The sequence below is a fragment of the Ciceribacter sp. L1K23 genome (assembly GCF_018122705.1).
Taxonomy (GTDB): domain Bacteria; phylum Pseudomonadota; class Alphaproteobacteria; order Rhizobiales; family Rhizobiaceae; genus Allorhizobium.
This window is the reverse complement of sequence record NZ_JAGRRC010000001.1, coordinates 2,649,226-2,661,517: the sequence shown is the minus strand read 5'-3', so window position 1 is coordinate 2,661,517 and position 12,292 is coordinate 2,649,226. Positions and strand designations below refer to the sequence as shown.

The window sequence follows — 12,292 nt, the reverse complement described above, 5'->3', positions numbered from 1 at the left end:
CTCCCGCACAGTCTTTCTGGGACAGGCGGGCGGGCCGGATGGGACATGTCAGGAAAGGAAAGTCCTCATACGGCCCGGATGCGGCCTGTCGTTGGCGCGGAGGCTAGCGGGACGGCAAAGGGGAGTCGCCGTCCATTTTTGATCGTGGCAGCGCCGAATTCTTCGGCCGGCGTCGGCATGGGTGGGACGCGGCACAACCTTCGGCCTCAGAGGATGAAGTCGCCCTTCACGAAATCGATCGTGGCGTCGACGCGGATGGCGAAGTCCGAGACCTTGTCGCCGTTGACGTCGGCGTAGATGAAGGTGTCGCCGCCGGAGTTGATGTAGCGGAGTTCGCCCGCCTTGCCGGTGAAGGCGGTCTTCTCGCCGATGAAGGTGAAGGCCTGGTTCCCGGAGCTCTTGGTCGACGCGTCGATGGCGGAGAGATCGATCCGGTCGCCCTGGCTGCGGGAGAAGTCGTAGATCATGTCCCGGCCGGTGGAGCCCACCGTCGAGTCCGAGAGCGCGGTGAAGATGAAGCGGTCGGCGCCCGATCCACCGTAGAGCTTGTCGGCCCCTGCCCCGCCCGTCAGCTGGTCGTTGCCGCCCTCGCCGCGCAGGGTGTCGTTGCCGGCGAGGCCTTTGAGGATGTTGTTGCCGGAATTTCCGGTGAGCGCGTTGGCGAGCGTGTTGCCGTTGCCGTTGAGGTTGCCTGAGCCGGAAAGGATGAGGTTCTCGACATTGGCGGCCAGCGTGTGGCTGATCGAGGAGCGGACCGTATCGGTGCCGGCGTTCGCCGCCTCTACGACAACGTCGCCGGAATTGTCGACGTAGTAGGTATCGTTGCCCGTGCCGCCTTCCATGCGGTCGGCGCCGGTGCCTCCATCAAGGCTGTCGTTTCCGGACCCGCCGATGAGCGTATCGTTGCCGGTACCGCCTTCCAGCCTGTCATTGCCCGCGCCACCATCGAGCCGGTCATTTCCGGCAACGCCAAGAAGCGTGTTGTTGCCACTGTTGCCCGTGATGACGTTGGCGAGACTGTTGCCGGTGCCGGTGAGGTTGGCGCTGCCTGTCAGCACGAGGTTTTCCACCGAGCCGCCGAGGGTGTAGGAGATCGAAGCACGGACGGTATCCGTGCCCTGGGCGGCCATTTCCTGGACCTGGTCGCCGGCCGAGTCGACGATGTAGGTATCGTTGCCGAAGCCGCCGAGCATGATGTCGTTGCCGCCGGCGCCGTCGAGCGTGTCGTTGCCGCCGTAGCCGCGGATAGTCTCGTCGAAGGCCGTGCCTTCCAGCGTGTCGGCCCGCGCCGTGCCGTCGATGTCGGTGGCGAAGACGCGTTGGGCGATGCCGGAATCGCTCCCATCCGACGTCGTCCATGTCACGACCCAGCCGCCGTCGGGCAGTGATGCGACTTGCGGCCCGCCGCCAGGGCCTTCGACATTCAACCTGCTTTCGGTTCCCACCATATTACCAGCGGCGTCGTATCGCTGCTGGTAGATGTTTCGGCTGCCGCTATGGCTGGAACCCCAGACAATCACCCACCCCCCGTCCGCAAGCGCCGTTAACGCCGGAAACGACTGATCGCCTGAGGTGGTCGTGTTGACGCGTTGCTCGGCGCTGGCGGCACTGCCATCGGCGTTAAAGCGTTGCTGGTAGACCTCGTTTTGATAGGGATCATCGGAGGAGTGCCATGTTACCACCCAACCGCCATCGGACAGACCAGCAATGGCAGCTGTTGGATCAACGCCGGCTCTATCCGTGCCGATAGTTTCTGTTTCGCCCATCGCCGTCCCATCTGCCGCAAAGCGCAACTGACGAATACCATAGTTGCCGCTCTCGCTGTTCTGGAGGGTCCACGCTACGACCCAACCTCCATCGGACAGGGCGGCGACCACCGAGTTGTATTGCTGTCCCGTGTTCGTGCCACCAACACGTATTTCCATAGCGCTAGCCATACCATCCGAGGCGAAACGCCGCTGGTAGACATTAGCATCGCCTTCATGATCGGAACTCCAAGTCGCGATCCAGCCACCGTCCGCAAGCCCTGTGAGAGACACAATGCCCTGAAAGCCATCAGCCGACGTATTGATGCGGACCTCGCCGCCCAACGCCATGCCATTCGCGTCGAAACGCTGCTGGTAGACGTCGCTGTCGCCGGCCTCGTGGTCATAGTGTTCCCATGCGATGACCCAGCCGCCTTCGGCCAAGGCCGTGACCTTAGGAGCCTGCTCATAGAGCGCCAGAGTGGTGTTGACCTGCACCTCCCCGCCGATCGCGGCGCCATCGGCACCGAAACGCTGCAAAAAGATCTTGGTCCCGCTGATATTCTGAGGCGACCCCTGCCATGTCACCACCCAACCGCCGTCGGCGAGCATGGTGATCACGCTGCTGTGTTGACCGTATTCAGTCGTCGTGTTGACGATGGTCTCGCTGCCACCGGTCGCTCTTGCCGTCATGATCCTTCCGCCTCCCGCACAGTCTTTCTGGGACAGGCGGGCGGACCGGATGGGACATTTCGGAAAGGAGCGTCCTCATACGGCCCGGATGCGGCCTGTCATTGGCGCGGAGGCTAGCGGGACGGCAAAGGGGAGTCGCCGTCCATTTTTGATCGTGGCAGCGCCGAATTCTTCGGCCGGCGTCGGCATGGGCGGGACGCGGCACAACCTTCGGCCTCAGAGGATGAAATCGCCCTTCATGAAATCGATGGTGGCATCGACGCGGATGGCGAAGTCGGCGACCTTGTCGCCGTTGACGTCGGCGTAGACGTAAGTGTCGCCGCCGGAATTGACGTAGCGGAGTTCGCCGGCCTTGCCGGAATAGGCCTTCTCGCAGATGAAGGTGAAGGCCTGGTTGCCGGAGCTCTTGGTGCTGGCGTCTATCGCCGAAAGATCGATGCGGTCGCCCTGGCCGTGGCTGAAATCGTAGATCATGTCGCGGCCGGAAGACGAGACGGTGGAGTCGGCGGTCGCGGTGAAGATGAAGCGGTCGGCGCCGCTGCCGCCGTAGAGCTTGTCGGCGCCCGAACCGCCGGTGAGATAATCGTTGCCGCCCTCGCCCTTCAGCGTGTCGTTGCCGGAGAGCCCCTTCAACGTGTTGTTGCCGGCATTGCCTGTCATGGCGTTGGCGGCGGAGTTGCCGGTGCCGGCGATATTGCCGGAGCCCGTCAGGACCAGGTTCTCGACGTTGGTCGCAAGCGTATGGGAGACGGAGGCGCGGACCGTGTCCGTGCCGGCGCTCGATCCCTCGACGACCGTGTCGCCGGCATTGTCGACGACATAGGTGTCGTTGCCGGCACCGCCCTCCATCCGGTCGGCGCCTGCGCCGCCATCGAGCGTGTTGTTGCCGGCATTGCCCGTCAGCGTGTTGGCAAGGCCGTTGCCGGTGCCCGACAGGCCGGACGTGCCGGCCAGGATGAGCTTTTCCACATTGTCGGCCAGCGTGTAGGAGATCGTCGCGCGGACGGTGTCGGTGCCGGCGCCCGAGCCCTCGACCACGGAGTCGCCGGCATTGTCGACATAATAGGTATCGTCGCCGGTGCCGCCGTCCATCATGTCGGCGCCGGTGCCGCCGTCGATGATGTCGCTGCCGTCGGCGCCGTAGAGGTCGTCATCGCCGCCGCCGCCGGAAAGCGTGTTGTCACCTGCATTGGCGATGATGGTGTTGTCGAGATCGTTTCCGGTGCCGTTGATGTTGCCGGAGCCCGTCAACGTCAGGTTCTCGACATTGGCCGTCAACACGTAGGAGATCGCCGCGCGGACCGTATCGGTGCCGGCGTCTTCCTCTTCGCTCACCACATCGCCGGCATCGTCGACATAATAGGTATCGTCGCCAACGCCGCCTTCCATCGTGTCGGCGCCGGTGCCGCCATCGAGGGTGTCGTTGCCGGCGTCACCCTGCAGCAGATCGTCGCCCGAACCGCCGTCGAGGCTGTCATTGCCATTGCCGCCGATCAGCGTGTCGGCGCCGCCATTGCCCTCCAGCGTATCGTCGTCCTCCTCGCCATTCAGGGTCTCGTCGCCCAGGCCGCCGCGCAGGGTGTCGTTGCCGTCGCCGCCATAGACGATGCCGTCGATGAAGCCGAGGCGGCCGTCATAGAGGTCGGCGCCGCCGCCGAGCAGAACCTGCCCGACCATCAGGCCGCTATTGGTGATCTGAGAGACACCGCCGCCGAACACTCCATTGAAAGAGGAGAGGGCGCCCTTGATCAGGCCTGTATTGGTGACGACCAAGCGTTCCGAGCCAAGCTGCAGAATGCCGCCGTCGTAGGTGTTCGTGCCATGACCGATGATCGAACCGCTGTTGACAAGGGTGGTGGGGCCGAGGCCGTAAGCGGTGACACCGAAGCCGAAGCTGCCGCTGATCGTGCCGGCATTGTCGATGGAAGCGCCGGAGGAGTAGACGTAGAAACCGTCGTTCTCCGAGGTCACGGCGCCGTTGCGGTGGATGCGGACGACGATATTGCCGGCCGCCGAAGGGTTTCCGCTGACGGCTATCGACTGGAAGGTGCCGAAGACGGTGCCGTAGATATCGGCTTCGCTGTTGCTGAGCAGTGTAAGACCGGTGCCGATGAAGCCCGTGCCGGCCAGCAGAGCGCCCGCCGCAACTGTCACGTTATCGCCGCTGTCGATAAATGCGGCGTAGCTGTCCTCGACGGTCACTCCAGAGAAGGTCCGATCGGCCACTGTATTCGCTCCCCGTGATCAAAAATCGCTTTTGCCGGTCGCATACGCCGGCTGTCCGAGCCTGACACAACCACAGACCCGCGATTTGCAACATGCCATGAACATGGGGGATCGCACCGGCGCGAGGGCCGGAGCGGTCCGCCTCGCTCTCTCCCATGGACGAGACCGAGGCGGATTCCGTTCGTATCAGAGGATGAAATCGCCTTTCACGAGGTCGATATTGGCATCGATCTTGATCGCGAAATCGGATTTCTTGTCGCCGTTGACGTCGCCATAGATGAAGGTGTCGCCGCCGGAATTGACGTAGCGGAGTTCGCCGGCCTTGCCGGAATAGGCCTTCTCGCCGATGAAGGTGAAGGCCTGGTTCCCGGAGCTTTTGGTGCTGGCGTCGATGGCGGAGAGATCGATCCGGTCGCCTTGGCTGTGGCTGAAATCGTAGATCGTGTCGCGGCCGGAGGAGGACACAGTCGAGTCGGAGAGCGCCTTGAAGACGAAGCGGTCGGCGCCGGTGCCGCCGTAGAGCTTGTCGGCACCCTTGCCGCCGGTCAGGATATCGTTTCCGGCCTCGCCGCGCAGCGTGTTGTTGCCGGTATTGCCGGTGATCGTGTTGGCCGAGGCGTTGCCCTTGCCACTCAGATTGCCGGAGCCGGTGAGAACCAGGGTCTCGACATTGGTCGTCAGGGTGTAGGAGATGCTCGAGCTCACCGTGTCGGTGCCGGCGCCTGAGGCCTCGACGACCACGTCGCCGGAATTGTCGACGTAATAGGTGTCATTGCCGGCGCCGCCTTCCATGCGGTCGGCGCCTGCGCCACCGTCAAGCGTGTCGTAGCCGGCATTGCCATAAAGCGTGTCGTTACCGGCACCACCGGAGAGGGCGTTGTCCCCGTCATTGCCGGTGATGACATTGGCGAGCGTATTGCCGGTGCCGGAGAGATTGCCGCTGCCGGTCAAGGTCAGGTTCTCGATATTGGCGCCAAGCGTCCAGCTGCGGCTTGCGATCACGAGATCGGTGCCCTCGCCCGCCGCCTCCGTGACGGTGTCGGCGGCATTGTCGACGTAATAGGTGTCGTTGCCGGTGCCACCGGTCATGGCGTCGGCGCCCGTGCCGCCGTCAAGGCTGTCATCGCCCGCACCACCCACCAGAGTGTCCGCGCCAGCGCCGCCATCGAGCGTGTCGTTGCCATCGCCGCCGTCGAGGGTTTCATTACCGGTGCCGCCGAGCAGCGTGTCGTTGCCGGCCTCGCCGTAGATGGCGCCGCTGATGGTGCCGAGGCGGCCATCGTAACGGTCGTCGCCGCCGCCGAACTTGACGACACCGGCGATGCGGCCGCTGTTGGTCAGGTCGTCGACCGCCTCCTCATATTCCGATCCGATATAGGCGTAGATGCTGCCCTGGAGCACCCCGGTGTTGACGGTCGTCAGCTTCTCCTCGCCGGAATTGTAGATCGCGGCATAATAATCGTCGTTGCCGGAGGCGGCGATGATGCCGCTGTTGGTGATCGTGCCGCCATCGCCGCTTGCGGCTCCATTGTAATAGAGACCGTAGGCGCCGGCGATCTTTCCGGCATTGGTGAGCGTGGAGTTGGACGCGGAGATCGATATGCCGCCACCGGCGAGCACAGAGGCGCCGGCGTAGACGTTGATCGTCTGGTTGGTCGAGGTGCCGCTGGTACCCGCCTGGATCGAATAGGTGCGCCCATACACCGTCCCGTAGACATCGATGGTCTGGTTGGATCCGGTGGACCAGACCGCCGAGTCAAACAGGCTGGTGCTGGCGAGGAAGGCATCGGCGGCAATCTCGGCGTTGTCCGTTTCGCCAAGGAAAGCGGGGAAGCCTGACTGGGCGGTGATGCCGGTAAATGTCTGGGTGGCCATGGCCAAAATCTCCTGTTGCGTTGAACGGGAGATGTCGCCAGCGGCCTTGCCGAGTCAAAAGTCAAAATTGGGCGGATCGGCCCGCAAAACGTCCAAAACTGGGCGCGTTGCGGAACTGGCGTTCAGATGACCGTCAGAGGATGAAATCGCCCTTCACGAGATTGATGTCGGCGTCGAGGCGGATGGAGAAGTCGGAGACCTTGTCGCCGTTGACATCGCCATGGATGAAGGTGTCGCCGCCGGAATTGGTATAGCGCAGTTCGCCCGCCTTGCCGGTGAAGGCGGTCTTTTCGCCGATGAAGGTGAAGGCCTGGTTGCCGGAGGATTTGGTCGAGGCGTCGATGGCCGAGAGATCGATCCGATCGCCCTGGCTGCGGGAGAAATCGAGGATCAGGTCCCGGCCGGAGGAGGAGACGGTCGAGTCGGAGAGCGCGGTGAAGATGAAGCGGTCCGCGCCATCGCCGCCGGTCAGCCTGTCGGCGCCTGTGCCGCCGGTGAGGAAATCGTTTCCGGCTCCGCCATTCATCGTATCGTTGCCGGCGAGCCCCTTCAGGGCGTTGTTGCCGGTATTGCCTGTGAGCGTGTTGGCGGCGGCGTTGCCGGTGCCGGCGATGTTGCCGCTGCCGGTCAATGTCAGCTTCTCGAAATGGGTCGAAAGCGTGAAGGCGATCGACGACTGGACCGTGTCAGTGCCGCCGTTCGCCGCCTCGACCACGACGTCGCCGATAGTGTCGACGACGAAGATGTCGTTGCCGGTTCCGCCTTCCATGCGGTCGGCGCCCGTGCCGCCATCCAGCGTGTCGTTGCCGGAACCGCCCTTCAGTGTGTCGGCATCGGCGCCGCCGGAGAGGTTGTCATTGCCGTTGCCGCCATCAAGCGTATCGGCCCCTGTGCCGCCCGACAGGTTGTCGTTACCACCTCCGCCATCGAGCGTATCGTTGCCGGCACCGCCGACGAAGGTGTCGTTGTCGATCCCGCCCAGAATGCGGTCGGCGCCGTCTCCGCCGTCAATTTCGCCGGAAAGCCGGCCCGAGCGACCATCATAGACGTCGTCGCCGCCGAAGAGGTTGATGTCGCCGATGATGCGGCCGGAATTCGTGATTTCGTCGATGGCGACGGGGGTGATGTTGGAGGTATAGGCGAAGCTGCCGGCCTCGATCAGTCCGGTATTGGTGAGCACCACGCGCTCGGTGGAAGCGTTTAGACGGCGGATGCCGATGCCTGCGTCGGCGGTCGCGAGGATCGAGCCGCTGTTGTCGATGGTCGTGGTGGTCGTGGTGGAGAGATTGGTCAGGGAGATGCCGACTGTGCCGGCCTGTATCCGGCCGGCATTGTCGATCGCATTGTCATGGGAAAAGAGCGAGATGCCGGTCGAGCCCGAATAGACCATCGCGCCTTCGTAGACATTCACGACCTGGCCGAAATTGATCGATCCGGTATTGCCAAGAGTGATGGCCGCTGACGTGGAAATGAGCGCGGCGGTCGCCACGACATTGCCGAAGACCTCCACGAGGTGGTTGTCGCCGGTTCCGTCAATCGCGGCGGAGGTGGTCGTGCCAAGTGTCACACCCGCCAGGACGATGATGCTGTCCGTGGTCGACAGGTTGGCTGCGATCCCGCTCGCCGGAACCGTGTCTGAGTTGATGATGCGAAACACCATTTTCTTCCCCTATTCCCTGCGTTCTGAAACGAAATCAATCCAACGCCCCATCTAAGGGCTTTCAATGCCCGCGAACGACAGATTTCCTGACATCGCGGCGACTAGTTTTGGTGGTTCCCCTGCCTGAGGTCTCGAAAGGCGACCGTCTTTTCCGGCGGGGCGACGCTGGGGGAAGACATGCGGCCCGACGACACCCGCCGGAAAGAAACGACCTGCGCTGATGCTGTCACGATCCCGGGAAGGGACGAGTGTCGTCCGTCACAGGTCGGGCCGACCAAAAAGGGGTCGACGTGGCGGGCCAGGGATATCCAACCACGCGGCCAACCAGGCCAGCCGTCGGCGGATGGCAAGCGGCTTCACAGGATGAAATCGCCCTTGACGAAGTCGATGGTTTTGTCGAAGGCGATCATGAAGTCGGACTTCTTGTCGCCGTTGACGTCGCCGTAGAGGAAGGTATCGCCGTTCGAGTTGACGTAGCGCAGCTCGCCGGCCTTGCCGGAATAGGACTTCTCGCCGATGAAGGAGAAGGCCTGGTTGCCGGAGGATTTCGTCGAGGCGTCGATGGCCGAGAGGTCGATGCGGTCGCCATGGCTGTGGGTGAAGTCGTAGATCATGTCGCGGCCGGAAGAGGAGACGGTCGAATCCGAAAGCGCCTTGAAGACGAAGCGGTCGGCGCCCGAACTGCCGTAGAGCTTGTCCGCGCCGGCGCCGCCGTAGAGAACGTCGTTGCCCGAGCCGCCCTCCAGCCGGTCATTGCCGGCGCCGCCGTTCAGCGTGTCGTTTCCGGCGCTGCCCTTCAGGATGTTGGCGCCGGAATTGCCTGATAGCGTGTTGTTGCCGGTATTGCCGGTGCCGTTGAGGTTGCCGCTGCCAAGCAGGGCCAGGTTCTCGAAATTGGCCGAGAGAGTGTGGGTGAGAGTGGAGCGGACGGTATCTGTGCCGCCGTTCGCTGCCTCGACGATCACGTCGCCGGCAGTATCGATATAGTAGGTATCGTTGCCGGCACCGCCGGTCATGGTGTCGGCCCCTGTCCCGCCGTTCAGCACGTTGTTGCCGGCATTGCCTGATAGCGTGTTGGCGAGCGCGTTGCCGGTGGCGTTGATATTGCCCGAGCCGGTGAGGATCAGGTGCTCGACATTGGCGGTCAACGTGTAGCTGATCGAAGCATTGATGGTGTCGGTGCCCTCGCCGGTATTCTCCAAAACCCCGTCGCCTGCGGTGTCGACATAATAGGTATCGTCGCCTGTGCCGCCGATCAGGATATCGGCGCCGCCGCCGCCGTTCAGGATATCGTCGCCCGCGCCGCCGTCCAGCGTCTCCGCACCCGACCCGCCCTTAAGCGTATCGTTGCCATCCTCGCCGTAGACCGTGCCTGTCACCGTGCCGAGGCGGCCGTCATAGATGTCGGCCAAGGCGCCGAGCCGGATCGTGCCTTCGATCGTGCCAGAGTTGGTGATGATGTCGACCGCGGCCACATCGTCCGACAGGTAAGCCTTGTCCGGGCTGTAAATGCGGCCCGTATTGGTCAGTTCCATGCGCGTCGCGTCGGACCCCGTGATCCAGAACGTGGCCGCGTTGGCACCGCTGAAGCCACCCTCGATGACACCGGCGTTGATAACGGTTTTCGTTCCCGTGCCGCCGACCGTCATGGCCCAGCGGGTTCCATAGAGTTCTCCGGAATTGTCGACCGTCATAGATCCGGTGCCGGCACTGACGCCGATTGTGTCCGACGAGATAATGCTCCGGTTTGTCAAACGGACGCCCTCGCCCTGCATGAGAAGGCCGTAGTTCAGCGCCCTGATCACGCCGTCATTCTCGACGACGCTGTTGTCTGACCGAAGCTGGATCGCACTTCCGACAGAGTAGAGATAGCCATGCTCTCCGATTGTCACGGTGTTGCCGGTCTGGCCCGGTTGAAAGACGATACAGACGCTGTAGGCGACAATGCTGCCGGCGACATCGATGCTGTTCCCGGAGCCGGTGACGTAGACGGCGCTCCCGCCGTCCGCCATGGCGATGCTGCCGAAGCGCGTGATGACAAGGGTGTCATCCGTCGTCAGATCGATGCCGTCGCCGTCCAGTTCCGACAGGGTTATCGTGGCCATGCAGGGTCTCCTCGTCAAACCGTGGCGCCGCCCGCCAGCGGCTCGCCTTCGGCGACTAGAACCATAAAAGGTCAGGTCTGACGAGAGATATTACGATGCATGCAACCTTTGGACCGGACGGGACGATCTGATGACGCCGGCGCGTTACAGGATGAAATCGCCCTTGACGAAATCGATGGTCTTGTCGAAGGCGATCATGAAGTCGGACTTCTTGTCGCCGTTGACGTCGCCGTAGAGGAAGGTGTCGCCGTTCGAGTTGACATAGCGCAGCTCGCCCGCCTTGCCGGAATAGGCCTTCTCGCCGATGAAGGAGAAGGTCTGGTTGCCGGAGGATTTCGTTGAGGCATCGATCGCCGAGAGGTCGATGCGGTCGCCGTGGCTGTGGGTGAAGTCGTAGATCATGTCGCGGCCGGAAGAGGAGACGGTCGAATCCGAAAGCGCCTTGAAGACGAAGCGATCGGCGCCGGAACTGCCGTAGAGCTTGTCCGCGCCGGCGGCGCCGTAAAGGACGTCGTTGCCCGAGCCGCCTTCCAACCGGTCATTGCCGGCGCCGCCGTTCAGCGTGTCGTTTCCGGCGCCGCCCTTCAGGATGTTGGCGCCGGAATTGCCTGATAGCGTGTTATTGCCGGTGTTGCCGGTGCCGTTGAGGTTGCCGCTGCCAAGCAGGGCAAGGTTTTCGAAATTGGCCGACAGTGTGTGGGTGAGAGTGGAGCGGACGGTATCGGTGCCGCCGTTGGCGGCCTCGACGATCACGTCGCCGGCGTTGTCGATATAGTAGGTGTCGTTGCCCGAGCCGCCGGTCATGGTGTCGGCCCCTGCCCCGCCGTTGAGCACGTTGTTGCCGCTGTTTCCCGTGATCGTGTTGTCGAGCGCATTGCCGGTGGCGTTGATGTTGCCGCTGCCGGTCAGAACGAGGTGCTCGACATTGGCCGTCAGCGTGTAGCTCACCGAGGCGTTGACGGTGTCGGTGCCTTCGCCGGTATTCTCCAAAACCCCGTCGCCGGCATTGTCGACATAATACGTATCGTCACCCGTGCCGCCGATCAGGGTGTCCGCACCGGCACCGCCGTTCAGCAGGTCGTTTCCGGCACCGCCGTCCAAGGTCTCCGCGCCCGACCCGCCGAGCAGCGTATCGTTACCGTCCTCGCCTGAGATCGTGCCTGTCACAGTGCCGAGACGGCCGTCATAGGTATCGTCCGCGCCACCGAGCCGGACGCCGCCCATCAAGGTGCCGGAATTGGTGAGGATATCGACCACCAGGGCGCCGTTCGACCGGTAGGAGAGGCCGGAACTGGTGACGGTGCCGGTATTGGTCATTTCCACCCGCGCCGTCACCGACGAGGAGTGGTAGATGGCGGCGTTGGAGGCGGCGGTCGCCACGATGGTGCCGCTATTGGTGATCACCGACGTGCCGCCGACCCCATTCGAATTGGATATCGCCGCGGTCGTTCCGGTGATGTCGCCGGCGTTGTCGACGGTGACGCGACCGCCATCGCCGTTTATGCCGACGCCGTTGGATCGGATCGACCCGCCATTGCTGACGGTATTGGCGTCGCCACGCAGGGAGATGCCGAAGTTCTTGCCGATCAGTTCGCCGTCATTGTCGATGAAGCCGTTGGCCGAGAACATCCGGATCGCCGAGATACGCCCGTAGACGATGCCGCTCTCGCGCACGGTGACGCCGTTGTCGGATTGACCGAACTCCGAGAAGGCAATGGCGTGGGAGCCCGAGGTGATGTTGCCGTAGACATCGACGCGATGACCGGAGCCGGAGCCGGTGACGGCATTGCCGCTCGACTGGATCACCGTGTAGTCGGTCAGCAGGAGGTCGTCGGTCGTTGACAGATCGATGCTGCCGCTGAAGGTGTTGTCTATGATCTGCACAACCATGCGCGTTCTCCCTCGTGACGCCTCGGCACCCCACCGCCATCGGGGCTCGTTCGGCGACTAGAACCATAAAAGGTCAGGTCTGACGAGGGAAAATACGA

6 protein-coding genes are annotated in these 12,292 nt (G+C 63.2%); all 6 read right to left on the bottom strand.

Annotation, left to right across the window (positions count from 1 at the left end; translation table 11 throughout):
* Positions 1-206: 206 nt before the first annotated feature.
* The gene (locus tag J5J10_RS12880) at positions 207-2,438 is read right to left on the bottom strand and encodes a calcium-binding protein (protein WP_211930181.1); all 2,232 of its coding nucleotides are present in this window, start codon (positions 2,436-2,438) and stop codon (positions 207-209) included.
* 216 nt (positions 2,439-2,654) lie between these two features.
* Entirely contained in the window at positions 2,655-4,664 is a 2,010-nt protein-coding gene (locus J5J10_RS22655; RefSeq protein WP_349252066.1) for a calcium-binding protein, read from the bottom strand.
* A 186-nt stretch (positions 4,665-4,850) separates the two neighbouring features.
* A complete protein-coding gene (locus tag J5J10_RS12870; protein ID WP_211930180.1) occupies positions 4,851-6,539 on the bottom strand; it encodes a calcium-binding protein in 1,689 nt (562 codons plus the stop codon).
* A gap of 133 nt (positions 6,540-6,672) precedes the next feature.
* Positions 6,673-8,199: a calcium-binding protein gene (locus J5J10_RS22450; protein WP_249116738.1), complete on the bottom strand. Its 1,527-nt coding sequence runs from the start codon at positions 8,197-8,199 to the stop codon at positions 6,673-6,675.
* Positions 8,200-8,555: 356 nt separating this feature from the next.
* Complete coding sequence (locus tag J5J10_RS12860) at positions 8,556-10,304, bottom strand: calcium-binding protein (protein WP_249116737.1); 1,749 nt, start codon at positions 10,302-10,304, stop codon at positions 8,556-8,558.
* Positions 10,305-10,448: 144 nt separating this feature from the next.
* Complete coding sequence (locus J5J10_RS12855; RefSeq protein ID WP_211930179.1) at positions 10,449-12,194, bottom strand: calcium-binding protein; 1,746 nt, start codon at positions 12,192-12,194, stop codon at positions 10,449-10,451.
* Positions 12,195-12,292: the final 98 nt, after the last annotated feature.

Coding starts and splice junctions, on each gene's coding strand:
- J5J10_RS12880 (WP_211930181.1), bottom strand. CDS start 2,438: ATGACGGCAAGAGCGACCGGTGGCAGCGAGACCATCGTCAACACGACG.
- J5J10_RS12870 (WP_211930180.1), bottom strand. CDS start 6,539: ATGGCCACCCAGACATTTACCGGCATCACCGCCCAGTCAGGCTTCCCC.
- J5J10_RS22450 (WP_249116738.1), bottom strand. CDS start 8,199: ATGGTGTTTCGCATCATCAACTCAGACACGGTTCCGGCGAGCGGGATC.
- J5J10_RS12860 (WP_249116737.1), bottom strand. CDS start 10,304: ATGGCCACGATAACCCTGTCGGAACTGGACGGCGACGGCATCGATCTG.
- J5J10_RS12855 (WP_211930179.1), bottom strand. CDS start 12,194: ATGGTTGTGCAGATCATAGACAACACCTTCAGCGGCAGCATCGATCTG.